Origin of the sequence: Kaistia defluvii, from assembly GCF_026343955.1 — a bacterium.
Lineage (GTDB): Bacteria > Pseudomonadota > Alphaproteobacteria > Rhizobiales > Kaistiaceae > Kaistia > Kaistia defluvii.
The window spans coordinates 129507-150363 of the sequence record NZ_JAPKNI010000004.1; the positions used below are offsets into that span (position 1 = coordinate 129507).

The 20857-nt window shown below is 63.6% G+C and carries 21 protein-coding genes and 2 tRNA genes; 9 read left to right on the top strand and 14 right to left on the bottom strand.

Features of this window, described 5'->3' with window-relative positions; translation table 11 throughout:
* Positions 1-26: 26 nt before the first annotated feature.
* The 7 genes from OSH10_RS11635 to OSH10_RS11665 all read right to left on the bottom strand — a co-directional run bounded on the left by OSH10_RS11635 (position 27) and on the right by OSH10_RS11665 (position 8813).
* Positions 27-302, bottom strand: coding sequence for an HU family DNA-binding protein (locus tag OSH10_RS11635; protein WP_266331908.1), 276 nt, complete (start codon positions 300-302; stop codon positions 27-29).
* A gap of 192 nt (positions 303-494) precedes the next feature.
* On the bottom strand, positions 495-2927 hold the full coding sequence (lon, locus tag OSH10_RS11640) for an endopeptidase La (protein WP_266331909.1): 2433 nt from the start codon (positions 2925-2927) through the stop codon (positions 495-497).
* Positions 2928-3316: 389 nt separating this feature from the next.
* Complete coding sequence (gene clpX, locus OSH10_RS11645; protein ID WP_266331910.1) at positions 3317-4588, bottom strand: ATP-dependent Clp protease ATP-binding subunit ClpX; 1272 nt, start codon at positions 4586-4588, stop codon at positions 3317-3319.
* A gap of 244 nt (positions 4589-4832) precedes the next feature.
* Positions 4833-5468 (bottom strand): ATP-dependent Clp protease proteolytic subunit, encoded by a 636-nt coding sequence (locus OSH10_RS11650; RefSeq protein WP_266331911.1) that lies wholly within the window; start codon positions 5466-5468, stop codon positions 4833-4835.
* 296 nt (positions 5469-5764) lie between these two features.
* The gene (gene tig / locus OSH10_RS11655; protein ID WP_266331912.1) at positions 5765-7117 is read right to left on the bottom strand and encodes a trigger factor; all 1353 of its coding nucleotides are present in this window, start codon (positions 7115-7117) and stop codon (positions 5765-5767) included.
* Positions 7118-7192: 75 nt separating this feature from the next.
* A tRNA-Leu gene (locus OSH10_RS11660) sits at positions 7193-7277 on the bottom strand.
* 63 nt (positions 7278-7340) lie between these two features.
* Positions 7341-8813, bottom strand: coding sequence for an NAD(P)H-hydrate dehydratase (locus OSH10_RS11665; RefSeq protein ID WP_266331913.1), 1473 nt, complete (start codon positions 8811-8813; stop codon positions 7341-7343).
* A 219-nt stretch (positions 8814-9032) separates the two neighbouring features.
* Between OSH10_RS11665 and OSH10_RS11670 the strand changes: the two genes are divergently transcribed.
* The 4 genes from OSH10_RS11670 (at position 9033) to OSH10_RS11685 (ending at position 12060) form a co-directional block, all read left to right on the top strand.
* On the top strand, positions 9033-9464 hold the full coding sequence (locus tag OSH10_RS11670; RefSeq protein WP_266331914.1) for a TIGR01244 family sulfur transferase: 432 nt from the start codon (positions 9033-9035) through the stop codon (positions 9462-9464).
* Positions 9465-9699: 235 nt separating this feature from the next.
* Positions 9700-10038, top strand: coding sequence for a P-II family nitrogen regulator (locus OSH10_RS11675; protein ID WP_018185381.1), 339 nt, complete (start codon positions 9700-9702; stop codon positions 10036-10038).
* 116 nt (positions 10039-10154) lie between these two features.
* Entirely contained in the window at positions 10155-11564 is a 1410-nt protein-coding gene (gene glnA / locus OSH10_RS11680) for a type I glutamate--ammonia ligase (RefSeq protein WP_266331915.1), read from the top strand.
* Between the two features lie 91 nt (positions 11565-11655).
* Positions 11656-12060: an acyl-CoA thioesterase gene (locus OSH10_RS11685; protein ID WP_266331916.1), complete on the top strand. Its 405-nt coding sequence runs from the start codon at positions 11656-11658 to the stop codon at positions 12058-12060.
* A gap of 135 nt (positions 12061-12195) precedes the next feature.
* Here the strand turns inward: OSH10_RS11685 and OSH10_RS11690 are convergent, their stop codons facing one another.
* Complete coding sequence (locus OSH10_RS11690; protein WP_266331917.1) at positions 12196-13080, bottom strand: SMP-30/gluconolactonase/LRE family protein; 885 nt, start codon at positions 13078-13080, stop codon at positions 12196-12198.
* 498 nt (positions 13081-13578) lie between these two features.
* On the opposite strand from OSH10_RS11690, the gene OSH10_RS11695 reads away from it, so the two are divergent.
* Positions 13579-14139, top strand: coding sequence for a nitroreductase family protein (locus OSH10_RS11695; RefSeq protein WP_266331918.1), 561 nt, complete (start codon positions 13579-13581; stop codon positions 14137-14139).
* On the opposite strand, the gene OSH10_RS11700 is transcribed toward OSH10_RS11695, so the two are convergent.
* Complete coding sequence (locus OSH10_RS11700) at positions 14120-15025, bottom strand: DMT family transporter (protein WP_266331919.1); 906 nt, start codon at positions 15023-15025, stop codon at positions 14120-14122. The genes OSH10_RS11695 and OSH10_RS11700 overlap by 20 nt on opposite strands.
* A 214-nt stretch (positions 15026-15239) precedes the next feature.
* On the bottom strand, positions 15240-16268 hold the full coding sequence (gene moaA, locus OSH10_RS11705) for a GTP 3',8-cyclase MoaA (RefSeq protein WP_266331920.1): 1029 nt from the start codon (positions 16266-16268) through the stop codon (positions 15240-15242).
* A 155-nt stretch (positions 16269-16423) separates the two neighbouring features.
* Between moaA and OSH10_RS11710 the strand changes: the two genes are divergently transcribed.
* The 4 genes from OSH10_RS11710 (at position 16424) to OSH10_RS11725 (ending at position 17574) form a co-directional block, all read left to right on the top strand.
* Positions 16424-16795, top strand: coding sequence for a DUF971 domain-containing protein (locus tag OSH10_RS11710; RefSeq protein WP_266331921.1), 372 nt, complete (start codon positions 16424-16426; stop codon positions 16793-16795).
* Between the two features lie 83 nt (positions 16796-16878).
* On the top strand, positions 16879-17067 hold the full coding sequence (locus tag OSH10_RS11715) for a hypothetical protein (RefSeq protein ID WP_266331922.1): 189 nt from the start codon (positions 16879-16881) through the stop codon (positions 17065-17067).
* 182 nt (positions 17068-17249) lie between these two features.
* Positions 17250-17342 (top strand) — tRNA-Ser (locus OSH10_RS11720).
* Between the two features lie 22 nt (positions 17343-17364).
* Positions 17365-17574, top strand: a complete 210-nt coding sequence (locus tag OSH10_RS11725) for a hypothetical protein (protein WP_266331923.1) — start codon at positions 17365-17367, stop codon at positions 17572-17574.
* A gap of 182 nt (positions 17575-17756) precedes the next feature.
* On the opposite strand, the gene ehuA is transcribed toward OSH10_RS11725, so the two are convergent.
* The 4 genes from ehuA to ehuB all read right to left on the bottom strand — a co-directional run bounded on the left by ehuA (position 17757) and on the right by ehuB (position 20841).
* Complete coding sequence (gene ehuA, locus OSH10_RS11730; RefSeq protein WP_323181585.1) at positions 17757-18527, bottom strand: ectoine/hydroxyectoine ABC transporter ATP-binding protein EhuA; 771 nt, start codon at positions 18525-18527, stop codon at positions 17757-17759.
* The gene (gene ehuD / locus OSH10_RS11735) at positions 18524-19216 is read right to left on the bottom strand and encodes an ectoine/hydroxyectoine ABC transporter permease subunit EhuD (RefSeq protein WP_266331924.1); all 693 of its coding nucleotides are present in this window, start codon (positions 19214-19216) and stop codon (positions 18524-18526) included. Before ehuD ends, ehuA begins: the two co-directional genes overlap by 4 nt.
* A gap of 3 nt (positions 19217-19219) precedes the next feature.
* Positions 19220-19891, bottom strand: a complete 672-nt coding sequence (gene ehuC, locus OSH10_RS11740) for an ectoine/hydroxyectoine ABC transporter permease subunit EhuC (protein WP_266331925.1) — start codon at positions 19889-19891, stop codon at positions 19220-19222.
* Between the two features lie 83 nt (positions 19892-19974).
* Positions 19975-20841 (bottom strand): ectoine/hydroxyectoine ABC transporter substrate-binding protein EhuB, encoded by an 867-nt coding sequence (gene ehuB / locus OSH10_RS11745; protein ID WP_266331926.1) that lies wholly within the window; start codon positions 20839-20841, stop codon positions 19975-19977.
* Between the last annotated feature and the right edge of the window lie 16 nt (positions 20842-20857).

Consider the following 20857-nt stretch of genomic DNA (forward strand, 5'->3'; position numbering starts at 1 on the left):
TAGAAACCCAACAAGCCGAGAATGGCTTAGTTGACGGCGTCCTTCAGGCCCTTGCCGGCCTTGAACTTCGGCGTCTTGGAAGCGGCGATCTGGATCGTCTCGCCGGTACGCGGATTGCGGCCTTCGCTCGCGGCGCGCGCGGCGACGCTAAAATTACCGAAGCCAATGATCTTGACCTCGTCACCCGACTTCAGGGCAGCCGTGATCACGTCGAACGTGGCGTCGACAGCCTCCGCGGCGGCGGCCTTGGACGTGCCGGTACGCTCGGCGACGGCAGCGATGAGATCGTTCTTGTTAGCCATGGATGATCCTTTCTCAGGTCTTGAGCCGGGACGATTCGCATGACCCGACCGAGCGCGAGAAATCACTGAAAACGAGGCCAAAGGCAAGCGAAACTGGCGGAATTCTGCGCTTTTGGCCGATAATTCGGTGAAATAGCGCATGAAAACGCCCGCCGAGGGGGCGGGCGTCTTCTTTTTCGCAGGATTGAGCCGTTAGTGAGCCGTCAGAGCCGATGCCGGATCGTCCTCGGCGACGACCGCCTTGTCGGCCACCACCTTGCTCTCATCCCATGTAATCGGCTCCGGCTTACGCACCAGAGCGTGTGCCAGAACATCGTCCATCCGGGCGACCGGGATGATCTCGAGGCCGTTCTTCACATTGTCCGGGATCTCGGCGAGATCCTTGGCATTGTCCTCGGGGATCATCACCGTCTTGATCCCGGCGCGCAGCGCCGCGAGCAGCTTCTCCTTCAACCCGCCGATCGGCAGGACGCGACCCCGCAGCGTGATCTCGCCCGTCATGGCGACGTCCTTGCGGACGGCGATGCCGGTCATGGTCGAGACGATCGCGGTCACCATCGCGATGCCGGCCGAAGGTCCATCCTTGGGCGTCGCGCCTTCCGGCACGTGCACGTGAATGTCGCGCCGGTCGAACAGCGGCGGCTCGATGCCGAAATCGACAGCCCGCGAGCGGACATAGGACGCCGCCGCCGAGATCGATTCCTTCATCACGTCGCGAAGGTTGCCGGTGACGGTCATGCGACCCTTGCCGGGCATCATGACGCCTTCGATCGTCAGGATCTCGCCGCCGACTTCCGTCCAGGCGAGGCCCGTCACGACGCCGACCTGGTCCTCGAGCTCCGCCTCGCCATAGCGATAATGCGGGACGCCGAGATACTCCTCGACGATCTTCTCGTTGACCTCGACCGACTTCACCTTCTTCAGCAGGATGTCCTTGACCGCCTTGCGCGCCAGCGTGGCCAACTCGCGCTCCAGACTCCGCACGCCGGCCTCCCGCGTGTAGCGGCGGATGACGAAACGCAGCGCCTCATCGTCCAGCGAGAACTCCTTGTCGTTCAGGCCGTGGTTCTTCACGACCTTCGGCAACAGGTGGTTCTTGGCGATCGCGAGCTTCTCATCCTCGGTGTATCCGGCGATCCGGATGATCTCCATACGGTCCATCAACGGGCCGGGGATGTTCAGCGTGTTGGCGGTCGTCACGAACATCACGTTCGACAGGTCGTAGTCGACCTCGAGGTAATGATCGTTGAACGTGCTGTTCTGCTCCGGATCCAGCACCTCGAGCAGCGCCGAAGACGGATCGCCGCGGAAGTCCTGACCCATCTTGTCGATCTCGTCGAGCAGGAAGAGCGGGTTGGCCTTCTTCGCCTTCTTCATCGACTGGATGACCTTGCCGGGCATCGAGCCGATATAGGTGCGCCGATGGCCACGGATCTCGGCCTCGTCGCGCACGCCGCCGAGCGACATGCGGACATATTCACGGCCGGTCGCCTTGGCGATCGAACGAGCCAGCGAGGTCTTGCCGACGCCCGGAGGGCCGACGAGGCAGAGGATCGGCCCCTTCAGCGTGTTGGCACGGCTCTGGACGGCCAGATACTCGATGATCCGATCCTTGACCTTGTCGAGGCTGTAGTGATCGGCATCGAGCACCTCCTGCGCGAAACGCAGGTCGTGCTTGACCTTGGAGCGCTTGCCCCACGGAATGCCGAGCAGCCAGTCGAGATAGTTGCGGACCACCGTCGCTTCGGCCGACATGGGCGACATCTGGCGGAGCTTCTTCAGCTCGCCCATCGCCTTCTCGTTGGCTTCCTTCGACAGCTTTGTCTTGGCGATGCGCTCCTCGAGTTCGGCGAGTTCGTCCTTGCCGTCCTCCTGGTCGCCCAGTTCCTTCTGGATCGCCTTCATCTGCTCGTTCAGATAGTACTCGCGCTGGGTCTTCTCCATCTGCCGCTTGACGCGGGAGCGGATGCGCTTTTCCACCTGAAGAACCGAAATCTCGCTCTCCATCAGGCCCAGCACACGCTCCAGGCGCGCGCCAACGGTCGGCAGAGCCAGGATGGCCTGCTTCTCCGGGATCTTGATGGCGAGATGCGAGGCGACCGTGTCCGCCAGCTTCGAATAGTCGTCGATCTGCGTGACCGCGCCGACGACCTCGGGCGAGACCTTCTTGTTCAGCTTCACATAGTTCTCGAACTCGGTGACCACCGAGCGCGACAGAGCCTCGACCTCGACCTTGTCGCCGAAATCGTCGACAAGCACCGTGGCATAGGCCTCGTAGTAGGAGTCATGGTCGGTGTAGCGCTGGATCTCGGCGCGGGCGATGCCCTCGACCAGAACCTTTACCGTACCGTCCGGCAACTTCAGGAGCTGCAGCACGCTGGCGAGCGTACCGACGGGAAAAATCGCCTCCGGCGCCGGATCGTCGTCGCTGGCGTTCTGCTGGGTCGCCAGCAGGATCTGCTTGTCCGCCCGCATCACCTCTTCCAGCGCACGGATCGACTTCTCTCGCCCGACGAAAAGCGGCACGATCATATGCGGGAACACGACGATGTCACGCAGCGGCAGGACCGGATAGAGTTCGTCGCCTGCTTCGAGGCCGATCGAACGCTTGGTATCAGCTGTCATGAGGCATTCCTTTCGAACCGGGTACGGCCCAAATCTGGCACCGTTCGGCTTGGGAGATGAGCCACCGGCCTGGGAGAATTGGGCCGGCAGATCGACTCAGGGGTCGGAGCATCTCGCGATGCGTTGTCCATTAGGTGGCGTTGCACCATCGGGGTGTCAAGTTGTCCGGGCGATGCAGAATGCGGTTCGGATCCGGCTTTTCATCGGCGGCCTTAGCATGGGGCACCTGCCCTGCCCGCTGTTGCCGCAAAGCCGCAGCGGGGCGGTTGAAACAGGAGGCCGGATCGGCGGATAGGCCATCGCGCGGACCCGCCATTCGCCATTCCCGCCGAAGACAAAAAAACGGCGGGTACATGCCCCGCCGTTCAAATCACTATGGCAGCCTGCGTTTATGCGCCGGCGCTGGCGACGGCATCTTCCTGCCGCTCCGCATAGATGTAGAGCGGACGGGCCGACCCGTCGACGACCTCGGCCGAGATGACGACTTCCTGCACGCCGTCGAGGCCGGGCAGGTCGAACATCGTCTCCAGCAGGATCGCTTCCATGATCGAGCGGAGGCCGCGGGCGCCGGTCTTGCGCTCGATAGCTTTCTTGGCAATCGCCGAAAGCGCGTCGGGATGGAACGTCAACTCGACATTCTCCATCTCGAACAGGCGCTGGTACTGCTTGACCAGGGCGTTCTTGGGCTCGGTCAGGATGGTGATCAGCGCCGGCTCGTCGAGATCCTCGAGCGTCGCCAGAACCGGCAGACGGCCGACGAATTCCGGGATCAGGCCGAACTTCAGCAGATCCTCGGGCTCGACATTGCGGAACAGCTCGCCGGTGCGGCGATCTTCCGGCGCCGAGACGCGGGCACCGAAGCCGATCGAGGTTGAGCGACCGCGATCCGAGATGATCTTCTCGAGCCCCGCGAAGGCGCCGCCACAGATGAACAGGATGTTCGTCGTGTCGACCTGCAGGAATTCCTGCTGCGGGTGCTTGCGGCCGCCCTGCGGCGGCACGGAGGCAACCGTGCCTTCCATGATCTTCAGAAGCGCCTGCTGGACGCCCTCGCCCGACACGTCGCGCGTGATCGATGGGTTGTCCGACTTGCGGGAGATCTTGTCGACCTCGTCGATATAGACGATGCCGCGCTGGGCCCGCTCGACGTTGTAGTCAGCCGACTGCAGCAGCTTGAGGATGATGTTCTCGACATCCTCGCCGACATAGCCAGCCTCGGTCAGGGTCGTCGCGTCAGCCATGGTGAACGGCACGTCGAGGATGCGGGCGAGCGTCTGCGCCAGCAGCGTCTTGCCGCAACCGGTCGGGCCGATCAGCAGGATGTTCGACTTGGACAACTCGACGTCGTTGTTCTTCGCCGCGTGGTTCAGCCGCTTGTAGTGGTTGTGAACGGCAACCGACAGCACGCGCTTGGCGTGGCGCTGGCCGATCACATAATCGTCGAGGACCGCGCAGATCTCGAGCGGCGTCGGGACGCCGTCGCGCGATTTCACCAGCGAGGACTTCGATTCCTCGCGAATGATGTCCATGCACAGCTCGACGCATTCATCGCAGATGAACACGGTCGGGCCTGCGATCAGCTTGCGCACCTCATGCTGGCTCTTGCCGCAAAACGAGCAATAGAGCGTATTCTTAGTGTCGCTTCCGCTGACTTTGCTCATCCGTCTACCTCGCTGTCGTTCAGGCTCGGAACCTCCAAACGACTTTCTTCGATGTCTCTTCCGGCTCGACTCCCGTCCAGCCAGCGGTCGAAAATTCGGATCCTGCTGTTCCTACCGACGGAGACAATCCGAAGATTGTGATCCAATCATGCTAATCGCGACATGATCAATATATACTTAATGTCGCGGTCGGCTGCCGTACAGCCGACCCAGCTCCGGAAGGGCGGATCCCAGCGTGATCCCGTCAGTCCTTCTTGATCGCGTCGAGCGCGTCGCGGCTCGTCAGGACTTGGTCGATCAGGCCGAATTCGACGGCCCGCTCGGCGACCATGAAGTTGTCGCGCTCGAGCGCGTCTTCAACGGTCTTCATGTCCTGACCCGTGTGATGCACGTAGATCTCGTTGAGACGCTTGCGCAGGCTCTCGACCTCACGGGCATGGATCAGGATGTCCGTCACCTGGCCCTGGTAGCCGCCCGAGGGCTGGTGCACCATGACGCGCGCGTTCGGCAGCGCGAAGCGCATGCCCTTCTCGCCGGCGGTCAGAAGCAGCGACCCCATCGAGGCAGCCTGGCCGACGCAGAGCGTCGACACGGCCGGCTTGATGAACTGCATCGTGTCGTAGATCGCCAGGCCGGACGAGACGACGCCGCCCGGCGAGTTGATGTACATCGCGATCTCTTTCTTCGGGTTCTCGGCCTCGAGGAAGAGAAGCTGGGCGGTGATCAGCGTCGCCATGTAGTCCTCGACGGGACCCGTGACGAAAATGATCCGCTCCTTCAGCAGTCGCGAATAAATGTCATAAGCGCGCTCGCCACGGTTGGTCTGCTCGACCACCATCGGGACCAGCGTATTCATATAGAGGTCGATAGGATCTTTCATGATCTTCCTTCGGCGCAGTGGACTGCCACAAATACCTTGAGATGCCCCGGCCCGACCTCACTCGGTACGACCGATTCCCGGGGCTCGAAGGCCCATACATATGGTACGCCGACTGCGTTCGAAAGGGGTGGCGGAAAGCCCTTTCGCAGATCGTCATCCCCGATGCGGTCGAGATCCCGGATCCCTGGCGCATCGCTACCGTTCCGCCGGCGCGTCGGGAACCCCGGCTCGCGCCGGGGCACCCTTGTCGTGATGGAGCCGGGTCAGACCCGGCCCGGAGGCTCGGCGGAGGCCGATCAGGCCTTCGCTTCTTCCTCGTCATCCTTCATCAGGTCTTCGCGCGACACCGTCTTGTCGGTGATCTCTGCGAGGCCCAGAACGTAGTCGACAACCTTCTCCTCGAAGATCGGTGCGCGCAGGCTTGCCAGCGCGTCCGGGTTCTCACGATAGAAGTCGTAGACCTGCTTTTCCTGGCCCGGGAACTGACGGATCCGGTCGACAAGAGCACGCTGCACTTCCTCGTCGGTGACCTGGATCGAGTTCTGCTCGCCGATTTCCGACAGCACGAGGCCAAGACGCACGCGGCGCTCGGCGATCTTGCGGTAGTCGGCCTTGGCGGCTTCTTCCGTCGTGTCCTCGTCAGCAAAGCTGCGGCCCGAACGCTGCAGATCCTGGGTGACCTGGTTCCAGACGTTCTGGAATTCCTGTTCAACCATGGTCGGCGGCAGTTCGAAGGCGTGCTTCTCGTCGAGCTGGTCGAGCAGCTGGCGCTTGACCTTCGTGCGGGTCGCGGAGCCGAGCTGGCTCTCGAGCTGCTGGCGCATCGTTGCCTTCAGCTCGTCGAGCGACTCGATGCCGAACTTCTTCGCCCATTCGTCGTCGATGGTCGTCTCGGCCGGAGCCGACACTTCCTTGACGACGACATCGAAGGTAGCGGCCTTACCCGCCAGCTGCTTCGCGCCGTATTCCTCGGGGAAGGTCACGTTCAGAACGCGCTCTTCGCCCGCCTTGGCGCCGGCAAGCTGTTCCTCGAAGCCCGGAATGAAGCGGCCGGAGCCGAGCGTCACAAAGGCATTGTCGTCGGCACCGCCCTCGAAGGGCTCGCCGTCGAGCTTGCCGAGATAGGAAATGGTCAGGCGGTCGCCATCGGCAGCCGCGCCATCCTTGGGAGCATATTCCGCGGAATCGCGCGCGAGCCGCTTGAGCTCGGTCTCGACTTCCTCGTCGGAGACTTCCGCAACCGGACGCTCGATCTTGATTCCCTTGAAATCGCCGAGTTCGAACTTCGGCAGCACTTCATAGGTCATCTTGTAGGCGAGATCCTTCTTGCCGGCGAGCACGTCGCCTGCATCGGACTCGTCTTCGGGCAGATCGAAGCTCGGCTGCATGGCAGCACGTTCGCCGCGCTCTTCAAGCGTCTTGCGAGCGTTCTCGTTCAGGACGTTCTGAACGATCTCGGCCATGGCCGACTTGCCGTAGATCCGGCGCAGATGCGCGACCGGCACTTTGCCTGGACGGAAGCCCTTGAGCTGGACCTGGCCCTTCATCTCTTCCAGACGCGCCGAAAGGCGGCTGTCGAGTTCGGTCGCCGGCACCACGATCTGGAGTTCACGTTTCAGGCCCTCTGAGAGGGTCTCGGTCACCTGCATGTTCAGCGCTTTCTGTCTTGTTCCGATCGGTCTTTGGCGTTTCGCCCGGCTGCTTTCACGGCTTATTCCGGACGCTGGTACGGGCGGAGGGACTCGAACCCCCAAACCGCGAGGCGGCAGGACCTAAACCTGCTGTGTCTACCAATTCCACCACGCCCGCAATAACCGGTCGCAGCTAGGCTCCGGCCAAGGTGGGGCCTCTATAGCACTAGCGGTCGCAGGGTCAAACGAAAAGCCGCGCAAACACACGGGGAAGCGCGTCCGCCAGATCTTCCGCGATCAAACCACGCCCCAGAACCACGCCGGCGTCGCCATGCAGCCAGACGGCGGCGGCCGCCGCCTCGAAGGCGGGCATCCCTTCCGCCAGCAGGCCGGCGATCATGCCGGTCAGCGTATCGCCCGATCCGGCGGTCGCGAGAAAGGGTGGCGCATTGTCGGCGATCACCGCGCGGCCCGCCGGTTCGGCGACGGTGGTGTCGGCGCCCTTCAGCAAAACGACCGCGCCGGCGCGCGCGGCCGCCTGCCGGGCGCGGTCCAGCTTGCCAGGCAACATCGCCAGATCCGGGAACAAACGGGCGAATTCGCCGTCATGCGGCGTCAGCACGACAGGCGCGCTTCGCTTGCGAATGGCAGAAAACAGCCGCTCCGGATCCTCCCGGAACGCCGAAATGCCATCCGCGTCCAGAACGACCGAGGCGCCGGAGCCCAGCGCCGCCTCGACCAGGGGCAGGGCGATATCGACCGGGCCGAGGCCGGGGCCAATCGCCACGACGTTCAATCGCTTGTCGGCGAGCAGATCCGACAGCCCGGCCGCCCCCTCCATGCGCTTCAGCATGATCGAGGTCAGATGCGCTGCATGGACCACCAGAGCGTCGGGGGGCGACGCCACCGTCACCAGCCCCGCCCCGACGCGCAACGCTGCACGGGCGACCAGCCGCGAAGCGCCGGTCTGCGTCATGCCGCCGGAAACGACCAGGGCGTGGCCGCGATCATATTTGTGGCCATCGACCTTCGGCATCGGCAAATGCGGCGACCAGAGCTCAGGCCGGTTGAGCACGGCGCGGGGCCGGATCGAATCCAAAACCTGCGGGCGGATGCCTATATCGGCAACCGTCAGCCGGCCGACATGCGCCCTGCCCGGCATCAGGACATGGCCGGGCTTGGGCCGGAAGAAGGTGACGCTATCGTCGGCATGGACCGCGACGCCCATCACCTGCCCCGTTCCGCCATGAATGCCGCTTGGCAGGTCGACGGCGACGACACGCGCCTTCGAGGCATTGATCGCGGTGATCGCCGCTGCCGCGGGGCCTTCTATCGGCCGGTCGAGGCCGGCCCCGAACAGTGCGTCGATGATCAGGTCCGCGCTGGCGAAATCGAGGTCTGCCAGCGGCACGGTCTCGCCGCGCCATTCGGCGGCAGCGAGCGCGGCATCGCCCCGGAGCGAGGCCATCGGACCAAGCAGACCCAATCGCACGCGATATCCCCGCGCCACCAGGATACGCGCCGCGACGAAGCCGTCGCCACCATTGTTGCCGGGGCCGCAAGCAATCGCGATGCGCGTGCCGAGCGGCGACCGCGCGGCGACGTCGGCCACGGCACGACCCGCCGTCTCCATCAGGACGATGCCCGGCGTGCCGGCCGCAATCGTAAGGCGGTCGGCCTCGGCCATCTCGGCCGGGTTCAGTAGCTCGATCATGCCTCTTGGCCCTCCTGCGGACCGAATCCTGAAAGCGACCGGCCCTCCGCTCCGTGCGGGCAGAGTGGCTCGGCGCAGACGGGGCTGCAACCGCCTGGCCGTCGCGCAAAGCCAGGTTCCCTCCCCCCTCCCGAACTTTGTCGCGCCGGACACGGTTGTTCATTCGCGGCGCTGCGATAAGTTCTTCCCCGACCTTCCATCGCCAACGGGGAACCGCCCATGACCGCGCTCATCAAAATCAACGACAAGCTCTCCATCGCCGGACAGATCGCGCTCGAGGATTTCGCGACGCTTGCGGGCCTCGGCTACAAGGCCGTCGTCAACAATCGGCCCGAAGGCGAAGAGGCGTCGCAGCCGGCGTCCACCGAGGAGGCGGAGGCGGCCGCGAATGCAGGACTGGCCTATGCTCATATTCCGGTCACCGGCCCGTCCATAACCGAGCAGGATGTGCGGGCGTTGCAGGACGTGCTGGCGAGGACGGACGGCCCGGTGCTGGCACATTGTCGCAGCGGCACGCGCTCCCTGACCCTGTTCAGCATCGGCGAGGTTCTGGATGGGCGCATGAAGCGCGAGGATTTGCCGGCTTTCGGCGCCGAACACGGCGTCGACATGCGCATGGCCGATGGCTGGTTGGCGCGCAATGGTCACTAGGACGTGAGACCCGGCAGTGCTCCGTGCCGACTTTTTGGTCATTTGCCCATTAAATGGACGACATGAGGATCGCTTTTGCGTGATACGCGCTATGATGCAATGCGAAGAGCCCATTTTTCCGGCGCTTTCCAGCAGGGTTGGCAATTGGCACGGAGCCTGCAAGTGGGTGGCCAGGCCGGTCACATCGGCCAGGTTGGGCAGGCACTAGAGGCAAGCATTCGGAGATGCGGAGGCAATGAAAAAGATCGAAGCCATCATCAAGCCGTTCAAGCTCGATGAAGTGAAGGAAGCGCTGCAGGAAGTTGGCCTGCAAGGCATCACCGTCACCGAGGCCAAGGGCTTCGGCCGTCAGAAGGGACACACCGAGCTGTATCGCGGCGCGGAATATGTGGTCGACTTCCTGCCGAAGGTGAAGGTCGAGATTGTGCTGGGCGACGAACTCGTCGAACGCGCCGTCGACGCCATTCGCAAGGCCGCGCAAACCGGTCGCATTGGCGACGGCAAGATTTTCGTTTCCAACATCGAAGAAGCAGTTCGCATTCGCACCGGCGAAAGCGGCCTGGACGCGATCTAAGCCCCTCATTTCGCCGGCGACCCTTTGCCGGCACTCCCCCTCCTGCCGGCCTCGCCGGCTTCCTGTTTGCCTCAGCCACGACCGGGCACAGTTCACCTGATAGAAGGAAGAGAGTTATGACGACCGCGAATGATGTCCTGAAGCTCATCAAGGAGCAGGACGTGAAGTATGTGGATTTCCGCTTCACGGATCCGCGCGGCAAGTGGCAGCATGTGACGTTCGACATCGGCATGATCGACGAAGAAATCTTTGCCGAAGGCACGATGTTCGACGGCTCGTCGATTGCCGGCTGGAAGGCCATCAACGAATCCGACATGCTGCTGATGCCCGATCCGGCAACGGCGACCATCGACCCGTTCTTCGCGCAGTCGACCCTCTCGATCGTTTGCGACGTGCTCGAGCCGTCGACCGGCGAAGCCTATGACCGCGACCCGCGCGGCATCGCCAAGAAGGCCGAGGCCTACCTGAAGCAGACCAAGATCGGCGACACGATCTTCGTCGGCCCGGAAGCTGAATTCTTCGTCTTCGACGACGTCAAGTTCTCGACCACCCCGTACAATACGGGCTTCAAGCTCGACGACATCGAGCTGCCGTCCAACTCGGATACGGACTACGAGAGCGGCAACCTCGGCCACCGCGTCAAGACCAAGGGCGGCTACTTCCCCGTCCCGCCGATCGACAGCCTGCAGGACATGCGCGGCGACATGCTGGCAGCGATGCAGTCGATGGGCGTCGTCGTCGAGAAGCACCACCACGAAGTGGCTTCGGCGCAGCACGAACTGGGTGTCAAGTTCGGCACGCTCGTGACGATGGCCGACCACATGCAGATCTACAAGTACGCGATCCACAACGTCGCGAACTCGTATGGCAAGACGGCCACCTTCATGCCGAAGCCGGTCTATGGCGACAACGGCTCGGGCATGCACGTCCACCAGTCGATCTGGAAGGAAGGCAAGCCGGTTTTCGCCGGCAACGAATATGCCGACCTGTCCGAGACCTGCCTGTACTACATCGGCGGCATCATCAAGCATGCCAAGTCGCTGAACGCCTTCACCAACCCGCTGACCAACTCCTACAAGCGTCTGGTCCCGGGCTACGAGGCTCCCGTGCTGCTCGCCTACTCGGCGCGCAACCGTTCGGCTTCCTGCCGCATTCCGTTCGCGACCTCGCCCAAGGCGAAGCGCGTCGAGGTCCGCTTCCCCGATCCGGGCGCGAACCCCTACCTCGCCTTCGCGGCCATGCTCATGGCCGGCCTCGACGGCATCAAGAACAAGATCCATCCCGGCGCCGCGATGGACAAGAACCTCTATGATCTGCCCCCGAAGGAACTGAAGAAGATCCCGACGGTCTGCGCATCGCTGCGTGAGGCGCTTGTCTCGCTCGAGAAGGACAATGCCTACCTGCTGGAAGGCGGCGTTTTCTCCAAGGGCATGATCGAGGCCTATATCGAGCTCAAGATGGAAGAAGTCATCCGCTTCGAGCACACCCCGCATCCGGTCGAATTCGACATGTACTATTCGGTCTAACCGAATCAGGATGCACTATCAGCGGGGCGCCTTCGGGCGCCCCGTTTCGTTTCATGCAGGTTCGACACCGATCGAAGACCCAGGAGGCACGATGACCGCCCAGAGCGCGCCCGACTTTCCCCATTCGACGACCATCCCGGTCATCCGCACCATCGCCATGCCGCACGACACCAACCCGGCCGGCGACATTTTCGGCGGCTGGCTGATGTCGCAGATGGATCTCGGGGCGAGCACGATCGCGACACGCCGCGCGCGCGGGCGCACCGTGACGGCGTCGGTGGACGGCATGTCATTCCTGAGCCCGGTGTTCGTCGGCGACGAGGTCACCATATATGGGCGCATCCTTACGACCGGGCGATCGTCCATGCGCGTTTTCGTCGAAGCCTGGCGGCGCAACCGCGAGAGCAACGACGTTACCAAGGTGACCGAGGCGACCTTCACCTTCGTGGCGATCGACGCCACGCGCAAGTCGCGCCCGCTGCCGCCGGAGGAATAGGGCCTTCGCGGCCAAGCCAGTCCCTCAGCCGCAACCGGACGAGGCTTCTTTCGGCTTTCGCCGACCGAGTGGGCCAGTTCCTCTCGCACGGGAGAGGGTTGGGGCGAGGGATTTCTCCCCCTCCCCTTGGCGGAATCAGACGTCGCGGAAACGCGAAACCGGCGAGCCGGCCACCGGCGAGGTCCCGATGAAGACCGAGCCCGTCAGAGGCCAGCGCCGCAGTTGCTCCTCGGTGCGGCCATCGCGCAGGCTGGTCAGGAACAGCGTCTTCATATCCGGCCCGCCAAAGGCCGGCATGGTCGGCGCGGCAGCGGGAACGTCGTAGCTCGCCAAAAGCTCGCCTTCCGGCGAGAAGCGGTTGAGCTTGGCGCCCGAGACGCCGGCGCTCCAGTAATTGCCCTCGGCATCGGTCGCGCCGCCATCCGGGCGGCCGATCACGTCGTCCAGCACCGCGATGCGCTTGCGATCGCTGATCGCGCCGGTCGCGGGGTCGAGCGCCCAGCGGTCGATCCAGGGGCCGCGCGAGTCGGAATGGAACATCATCCGACCGTCGGGGCTGAAAGCGAGACCGTTCGAAACCATCAGCCCGTCGATCTTCCTTTCGACCTTGCCGCTCGGATCGACCCGATACAAGGCTCCGATCGGCTGGCGATCGGGGCGCTCGTCCATCGTGCCAACCCAGAAGCAGCCATCCGGCCCAACCTTGCCGTCATTCAGACGAGTCTCTGAAATTTCGGCTTCAATCGTCGCCAGCGTCCGGCTCTCGGCGGTTTCCGGATCGAACAGCACGACACTGTCGCGCAGAGCGACGACGAATCGCCCCGACTCGGTGAGACCAAACGAGCCGACGACGGACGGAAAGCGCCAGACTTTGGTGTCCCCGCTTGCCAGGTCGACGGCATGGATCGCCTTGTCCGGAATATCGCAATAAAGCAGCCGGTTGTTGCGATCGTCATAGACGGCGCTCTCGGCCAGCTGGTGCAGGGTGGGAACAAGCGGGCGAAGGCCGAGATCCGTCATGTAGTGACTCCAGATGGTTGTGAGGGCGCAACCATGGCATGCTCACCGCCACACGTCGACCGCCGGCAGCGGCGACCTTCCGACGGCGTCATGCCCCGTCTCTTTGACCGGGCTTGCCGGGCCTCTCCACCTATCGGCGCCCGCTCAGGTTCGGCGCAACCCGACGGTGCCGCGCGGCCCCGATCGCGCGGGCTCACAAGGAATTGATGGCGCGCCAAACGCTCCATTTCGATCCGAATCCTGCCGCTTTCCGGTCGCCTGCTGTCGAATCCGCGCCACACAGGCGAAGGATTTCACCCTGCACGCATGGAATGCAGGGTTGTCTGCCCTGCCGGATACCTTGCAAATCCCCCGCCCCGGGCGCATCTCTCCGAAGTCACCGCGTCCGAAGACGAAAGCCTGCCCCCCATGCATGATCAGGGCCCTGCCCACCACGGCGCTCCCTCAACCGCCGTTCCCATCTATGACGATTCGTTCGAACTGCAATTTTCGCCAAACATGCTCGCCAAGCTGGAGACCCGCCGCTCGGTGCCGATGCGGGCCTTCGACCCGATGCCGATTCCCGCCGAGCATCTCGAGCGCATCCTGAAGATAGCGGCGCGGTCACCCGATCACGGTCGATTGGCGCCCTGGCGGTTCATCGTGATCGAAGGCGAAGCGCGCCAGCTTTCCGGCGAACGCTTCGATGCGCTCTATGCGGCGCGCAATCCCGGCCTCGCGCCCGCAAAGGGCGACATGTGGACGCTCTACATGATGCGTGCACCCGTGACCATTGTCGTCGTCAGTCGCCCGGACCCGACGTCTCGCATTCCCGAATGGGACCAGATTCTCGGATCGGGCGCCGTCGGCATGAATTTGATCCTGGCCGCATCCGCCCATGGCTATGCGACACAGTGGCTCCTGAAATGGCCGGGACGCGACCCGGAAGCGGCCGCCATCCTCGGCGTTCAGGCGGGAGAGCGGGTCGCGGGCTTCATCCATCTTGGCCGCCAGACGGAGCGCCCGGCCGATCGCGCGCGGCCGGACCTTGACGCGATCGTCACCCACTGGACCGGGTGACGGCCGCCGCTTCGGTCAGCCGCGCCAACCGCATCTCACGCCTGAAGGTGTAGACGCCGGTCGCCACGACGATCAACGTGCCGGCCGCCGTCAAGGCGTCGGGCACGTCGCCCCAGACCAGGTAGCCCAGGATGACGGCGAACAGGATGCCGGTGTATCGGAACGGCGCCACGACCGCCATCGCGCCATAGCGCATCGCCAGGATCGACGTGCCGTAACCGCAAAGCAGCAAGACGGAGGCAGCACCCAGAATGGTCCATTGGCGTGTGTCCGGAACGGGCCACGTTTCCGCCAGGGATAGGGTTGCGCCGGTGAGGGTCATTGCCGCCGCCGTGATCGCCACCACCAGCAGGGTCGGCACGCCTGGCTCCATCTCGCGCGTCACCAGATCGCGAAGCGTGATGAAGCCCATGGCCGCGAGCGCCGCCAGCGAAAACAGGTCGAAGCCCGACAGGCTCGGCCGCATGATCAGCAACACGCCAAAGAACCCGACAGCGATCGCGGTCCAACGACGCCAGCCGACGGGCTCCGCGAGGAACACCGCCGCCGCTGCCGTCGTCATCAAGGGCACGATCTGGCCGATCGCCGAAACATTGGCGATCGGCATGTTGAACAGCGCGTAAAGATACAGCACGGTCGCGCCGATTTCACCGACGGTGCGCCAGGCGACGAGCCGGTTGCAGACGGCGCGCCATCGGCGATGCGTTCCGGTCGCAAACACGATGACGCAGATCAGCACGAAAGAGATCGAGCCCCGGATGACGAGGATCTGTCCCGTCGGCAGTCCCTCGCTCACCAGCTTGATCCAGGTATCATTGATCATAAACGCAAGGTTCGAGAGCACCATCATGATGATGCCGCGAGAATTGTCGGCCAAAGCGGGCATGGAACTTCAGGCAATGCGCGGCAGCGCGGCGCCGCAGATGATCCGGGTCGGGGCGGATCGGCCCTGACCTGCGAAGATTGACCAATAAACCGGGACGAAGCAACGGGGACGACGCCAAGAGGGCCGTCCAATACATGCAAAGAAAGAAAAACGCGCCGAAACGACAATAACGCGCGCTGTGCAGCGCAACATAAACTCCGGCGTGCCAGGGGCGCTAGCCGCCGGTCATGCTCATGTGACGACCGAGCGCAGGTCGGCGATGGTCGCGGTCGATGATGAAATCATGCCCCTTGGGCTTGCGCCCGATCGCCTCGTCGATGGCGGCGGAAAGCAGCGCGTCGGTCTCGGACGCGCGCAGCGGCGCACGCAGGTCGGTCGCATCCTCCTGTCCAAGGCACATGAACAGCGTGCCCGTGCAGGTGACGCGGACCCGGTTGCAGGTCTCGCAGAAATTATGGGTCAGCGGCGTGATGAAGCCGAGCCGCCCGCCGGTCTCGCCGACTTCGACATAACGCGCGGGCCCACCCGTCTTGTAGGGAATGTCGGTCAGCGTCCACTGCTCCTCGAGCCTTGCCCGGACGGACGAGAGCGGCACATACTGGTCCGTTCGATCGCCCTCGATCTCTCCGAGCGGCATCGTCTCGATCAGCGTGAGATCCATGCCGCGCCCATGCGCGAAACGCAGGAGGTCGTCGATCTCATGCTCGTTGACGCCCTTGAGCGCCACCGCATTGATCTTGACCTTCAGGCCCGCAGCCTGGGCGGCATCGAGGCCCGCCATCACCTTGTCCAGGTCGCCCCAGCGCGTGATCGCGCGAAAGCGGACCGGATCCAGCGTGTCGATCGACACATTGATGCGCCGCACGCCGGCATCGGCCAGTTCCGACGCAAAGCGTTCAAGCTGCGAGCCGTTGGTCGTGAGGGTCAGTTCGTCGAGCTGGCCGCTCTCGATATGGCGGCCCAGCGCGCGGACCAGGGACATGATGTTGCGCCGCACGAGCGGTTCGCCCCCGGTCAGGCGCAACCGTCGCACGCCCTTGGCGATGAACGCGCTGCACAGACGATCCAGTTCCTCCAGCGAAAGCACGTCCCGCTTCGGCAGAAACGTCATGTCCTCGGCCATGCAATAGACACAGCGAAAATCGCACCGATCCGTCACGGAGACGCGGAGGTAGGTGATGGAACGTCCGAATGGGTCGACCATCGGCGTCGTTTCGGCCAAGAGCGGCACGATCTGGTTCATGCGCATTCCTTTAACCGCCCGTCTTTAGGAACGGAGCGGCGATCTCTGCTATGTAGACGAGATACCGCGCCGTTTCAAAGGCAGGCGGCCAAAAGCGGGAGGTCGGATGACGACCGCCCTTGTTTTTCACGGCCGGATGGCCGTCGGGGTCCATTATGAATTCTGCATCCACGCCGTGGCCTACCGAAATCCGCCTGTCGCCCGACAAGCGTACCCTGACCGTCTCGTTCGAAGACGGGGCCCGCTATGCACTCGCGGCCGAATATCTCCGCGTCACCAGTCCTTCGGCTGAGGTGCAGGGTCACAACAAGTCGCAGAAGCAGACGGTTCCGGGCAAGATCGACGTCGCCATCGCCACGATCAATCCGGTCGGAAACTACGCGATCCGACTGAACTTCGATGATGGCCACGATACCGGCCTGTTCACCTGGACCTATCTCGCGGAACTGGGTCGCGACCACGAGAAGCTCTGGGCTTCCTATCTGGCCGAGTTGCAGGAGAAGGGCCTCTCCCGCAGTCGCCGCTGAACCGGAATCGCCCGGCAGCCGGTCTTGAACCTTCGCCGGCTCAACTACGTTGACAAGGCGACATTGCATGCCAGGAGGAAGCGATGACCGATGCAAGGGTACTGATTGAAATCGATGCCCGGATCTCCTCGATCCGGGAAACGATACAAAGACTGAGCCAGCAGGCCTCTTCCGCGTCGGGCGCCGCCAGTGAAACCAGGCTTGCCGACCGGCTGGCCGATCTGGAGCAGCAACTCATCACGCTCCAGAACGAGCGCGACGCGCTTTCCTAGGGTGTTCCCGACGAGACCACCGAGGTCGCCATGGGCGCCCGGGCCCCATGCAGGGAAAGCGTTGCGGCGGGACAGGACATGCCGATGCCACGGCCAGCTTTCGGGGGAATTCGGTGCAAGAAACTTGGGGCAAACGGAAAAGCCCCTTGTTTGAAGCGATCCTCTCCATTAGACCCAGCGGCGGAGAGGTGGCCGAGTGGCCGAAGGCGCTCCCCTGCTAAGGGAGTAGACGGCTTAAAACCGTCTCGAGGGTTCGAATCCCTTCCTCTCCGCCATTCCCCTTGCAAGTCATTGAAATTGCATCAGCGCCCGTATCACTCGGGAGCGCCACAGAAACTGCGCCAGACGCAGGACGAGGCGACGCTGAAGCACGTCCATTTCAATGGAGGCCAGTATGTCGTTCGCGTCGCCGACCCAAGGGATCTTCGAGACATCATCGGCAAGCGCGAACTTGTCGTGCTCTGGATCGCGGCCAGAGGCCTGCCCGGCCGATGGCGCACCGCTTGATCGCCGGTTTCCTCCGATCTCGATGAGCGCTACGCAATCGAACTTTTCGCATACGATCCTCGCAGGACGATCTGCCGGCCTCAGGCCCGTTGCCGCAGCGGATTGACGGCATCCGGCAGAGGACGGGAACGGCATCGCCCCATCGCCAAGGGCGGAGTGCGCCCGATTCCCGCGAGTGGGGCCTAATCCAGAACGGCCTTGAGGAACTCGCGGGTCCGCTCCTCGTTCGGATCGGTGAAAAGCGCCTCCGGCGTGCCCTCCTCGCGGATCTGGCCCTTGTCGAAGAAACAGACGCGGTCCGAAATCTCGCGGGCGAAGCGCATCTCGTGCGTGACGAGCAGCATGGTGAGATCATGCTCCTCGGCCAGCCGGCCGATGACGGTCAGCACCTCGCCGACCAGTTCCGGATCGAGGGCGGAGGTCGGCTCATCGAACAGAAGGATGCTGGGCCGCATTGCCAGCGCGCGGGCAATGCCGACGCGCTGCTGCTGCCCGCCGGACAATTGGTGCGGATACTTGTCGGCCTGATCGGCGAGACCCACCAGTTCGAGCAGTTCCTCGCCCCTTTCGCGCGCTTCCACCTTGGAAAGCCCGAGCACTCTGACGGGCGCCTCCGTGATGTTGCGCAGCACGCTCATGTGCGGAAACAGGTTGAATTGCTGGAACACCATGCCGAGCTGGGCGCGCATCTTGCGTAGATGCGCCTCACTCGCCGGCTGCAGGCCGTTCGGGCCGGACTCGTGCCACAGCGGCTCGCCGCCCACGGTGACGATGCCGCCATCGATCTGCTCCAGCGTCATCAGGATGCGCAGCACGGTCGATTTCCCCGAGCCAGACGGGCCGATGATCGAAACCTTCTCGCCCTTCTGGACCTCGAAATCGAGTTCGTCGAGGACGGTCAGATCGCCGAAGCGCTTGACGACCTTGTCAAATTTGATGATCGGATCGGTCATTTGAGCGGAAGCCCCTGTTTGGGAAGGTAGCGATCCAGCAGGCGAACGCCCGCGGACGCGACCAGCGTCATGATCAGATAAAGGCCGCCGACCATCGAGAGCGGAATGAGATAATTGAAGGTGCGGTCGCCGATGATCTTCGCGACGTTGAGCATCTCGAGCACGGTGACGACGGAGAGGACCGGAACGTCCTTCATGATCGACACCAGATAGTTGCCCATGGCCGGCACGATGCGAGGAATGGCCTGCGGCACGACGATATGGGTGAAGGTCCGCGCCGAAGGCAGGTTGAGCGCGCGCGCCGCCTCGTGCTGGTCACGCCCGACAGCCTCGATACCCGCCCGATAGACCTCGGACGTATAGGCGCTGTATTGCAGGCCGAGCGCGAGCGCGCCGGTCATGAAGGCGGGCAGCACGATGCCATATTCGGGCAGCACGTAATAAAGAAAGAACAGTTGCACCAGCAGCGGCGTATCGCGGATGAACTCCGTGACCAGCCGCGCCGGCCAGGCGATGAAACGCGAGGGCGCCGATTTCAGGATGGCGAAGATCAGTCCCAGAACCAGCGCCACGAAGAAGCCAACCACGGTTGCCTGGATCGTGACCCACATGCCGATCAGGAGGATCGGCAGGATCGAGATCGCGAAGGCGAGCGGGTTCGAAAGGTCCCATTCAAATCCAAACAGCATGGCTCAGCTCCCGGCCACGCGCCACCGCCCGGCGAAACGCTCGAGCAGCCGCATGATGGCTGTGACGACCAGCGCCATGCCGAAATACATGAACAGCAGCATCGTATAGATGGTGGTGCTCTCCTGGGTGAAATTGCGGATCTGCTCGGCCCGAAAGGTCAGGTCGCCGAGGCTGATCAGCGATACCAGAGCCGTGTCCTTGAGGTTCTGTACCGCCAGATTGCCGAAGGACGGCATCATCTCCGGGATGGCCTGTGGAATCGTGATCCGGAAAAGGGTTTGCCGCTCGGTGAAGTTCAGCGCGCGAGCCGCCTCGTGCTGATCGGAATGCACGGCCTGAATCGCGCCGCGCACGACCTCTGCCCCATACGCGCCGATATTGAGACCCAGCGCCAGAACGCCGGCCAGCACCGGCGGCAGGCGGAGATCGATGCCGATCGCATTGCCGGCCAGAGGCAGCGCGAAATAGAGCCAGAACAGCTGCACCAGCAGCGATGTCCCGCGAAATACCTCGATATAGGCGATCGAGACGCCCCGCAGCGCCCAGTTTCGCGACAGCTTGCCGATGCCGAAGACGAAGGCGGCCGCCGCGCCGAGCAGCGTGGAATAGAGGGTCAATTGAACGGTGACCCACGCGCCCTGCATCAGGGAAGGAAGATACTCTGTCCAGTGCATGCGTGTATCCGTGTCAATTGGGTTCAGAACCGACGAAGCGGGCGCCGCGCGGGCGCCCGCTTCCAATCATTGCGACGTCTGGATCAGGCGCCGCCGCACAGCGCCGCGGTGTCGGTGGCCTTCGAACCCTCGACATCGGCTTCCGTGAAGCCGTAGCCGGTCACGATCTCGTTCCACTCGGGCGTCTTCTTGAACTCGGCGAGCGCGCCATTGACCGAGTCGCGCAGTTCCTCATTGCCGCTGGCGAAGGTGAACCCACCCCAGCTGCGAACGGCCTTTCCGTCGACAACCGGATCGGTGAATTTCGCGGCGACCTCGACGCCCTTGCCCTGCTCGGCAAGGCCGCTCGCCGTCAGGCTCGTCGCGGCATAGGCATCCGCCCGGCCGGTGCCGACCGTGGAGATCGCATCGGCGTTGGAGGCGATCGTCACGACATTCGCATCGGGAACGCCCAGCTTCTGCATCATCTCAAGCTGGTCGGCGCCCGCCATGATGGCAACCTTCAGCTTGGGGTTCGAGGCGAAGTCCTTGTAGGTATGGATGTCCTTGGGGTTCCCGGCAGCGACCAGCAGGCCCTCGCCATAGGAGGTGTTCGGCTCGGAAAAGAGCACCTGCTTGCAGCGGTCGGGCAGGATCGCCATTTCGGCCGCCACCATGTCGAAGCGATCCGCCTTGAGACCGGGGATCAGCGACGAGAAATTGGTGGTGACCCACTCGATCTTGCCGACGCCGAGTGTCTCCATCAGCTTCTTGGCAACGTCAGGCCCCGCGCCGAGCGCCTTGCCGTTGGGATCGACATAGCCATACGGAATCTCGTTGGCGACGGCGATGCGGATGACGCCGGCCTTCTTGATGTCTTCGAGCGACGCGGCATTGGCAGCGGATGCGGCCATGGCGGCCAGCGCGATGGCCGAAAGGGTGGAGACGGCAAATTGCGGGATCTTGGTCATAGAGTAAGCTCCTCTG

Bases quoted from the DNA above. Each gene is read 5' to 3' on its own strand.
- OSH10_RS11635 (WP_266331908.1), bottom strand. From the start codon at position 302: ATGGCTAACAAGAACGATCTCATCGCTGCCGTCGCCGAGCGTACCGGC.
- lon (WP_266331909.1), bottom strand. From the start codon at position 2,927: ATGACAGCTGATACCAAGCGTTCGATCGGCCTCGAAGCAGGCGACGAA.
- clpX (WP_266331910.1), bottom strand. From the start codon at position 4,588: ATGAGCAAAGTCAGCGGAAGCGACACTAAGAATACGCTCTATTGCTCG.
- OSH10_RS11650 (WP_266331911.1), bottom strand. From the start codon at position 5,468: ATGAAAGATCCTATCGACCTCTATATGAATACGCTGGTCCCGATGGTG.
- tig (WP_266331912.1), bottom strand. From the start codon at position 7,117: ATGCAGGTGACCGAGACCCTCTCAGAGGGCCTGAAACGTGAACTCCAG.
- OSH10_RS11665 (WP_266331913.1), bottom strand. From the start codon at position 8,813: ATGATCGAGCTACTGAACCCGGCCGAGATGGCCGAGGCCGACCGCCTT.
- OSH10_RS11670 (WP_266331914.1), top strand. From the start codon at position 9,033: ATGACCGCGCTCATCAAAATCAACGACAAGCTCTCCATCGCCGGACAG.
- OSH10_RS11675 (WP_018185381.1), top strand. From the start codon at position 9,700: ATGAAAAAGATCGAAGCCATCATCAAGCCGTTCAAGCTCGATGAAGTG.
- glnA (WP_266331915.1), top strand. From the start codon at position 10,155: ATGACGACCGCGAATGATGTCCTGAAGCTCATCAAGGAGCAGGACGTG.
- OSH10_RS11685 (WP_266331916.1), top strand. From the start codon at position 11,656: ATGACCGCCCAGAGCGCGCCCGACTTTCCCCATTCGACGACCATCCCG.
- OSH10_RS11690 (WP_266331917.1), bottom strand. From the start codon at position 13,080: ATGACGGATCTCGGCCTTCGCCCGCTTGTTCCCACCCTGCACCAGCTG.
- OSH10_RS11695 (WP_266331918.1), top strand. From the start codon at position 13,579: ATGCTCGCCAAGCTGGAGACCCGCCGCTCGGTGCCGATGCGGGCCTTC.
- OSH10_RS11700 (WP_266331919.1), bottom strand. From the start codon at position 15,025: ATGCCCGCTTTGGCCGACAATTCTCGCGGCATCATCATGATGGTGCTC.
- moaA (WP_266331920.1), bottom strand. From the start codon at position 16,268: ATGAACCAGATCGTGCCGCTCTTGGCCGAAACGACGCCGATGGTCGAC.
- OSH10_RS11710 (WP_266331921.1), top strand. From the start codon at position 16,424: ATGAATTCTGCATCCACGCCGTGGCCTACCGAAATCCGCCTGTCGCCC.
- OSH10_RS11715 (WP_266331922.1), top strand. From the start codon at position 16,879: ATGACCGATGCAAGGGTACTGATTGAAATCGATGCCCGGATCTCCTCG.
- ehuA (WP_323181585.1), bottom strand. From the start codon at position 18,527: ATGACCGATCCGATCATCAAATTTGACAAGGTCGTCAAGCGCTTCGGC.
- ehuD (WP_266331924.1), bottom strand. From the start codon at position 19,216: ATGCTGTTTGGATTTGAATGGGACCTTTCGAACCCGCTCGCCTTCGCG.
- ehuC (WP_266331925.1), bottom strand. From the start codon at position 19,891: ATGCACTGGACAGAGTATCTTCCTTCCCTGATGCAGGGCGCGTGGGTC.
- ehuB (WP_266331926.1), bottom strand. From the start codon at position 20,841: ATGACCAAGATCCCGCAATTTGCCGTCTCCACCCTTTCGGCCATCGCG.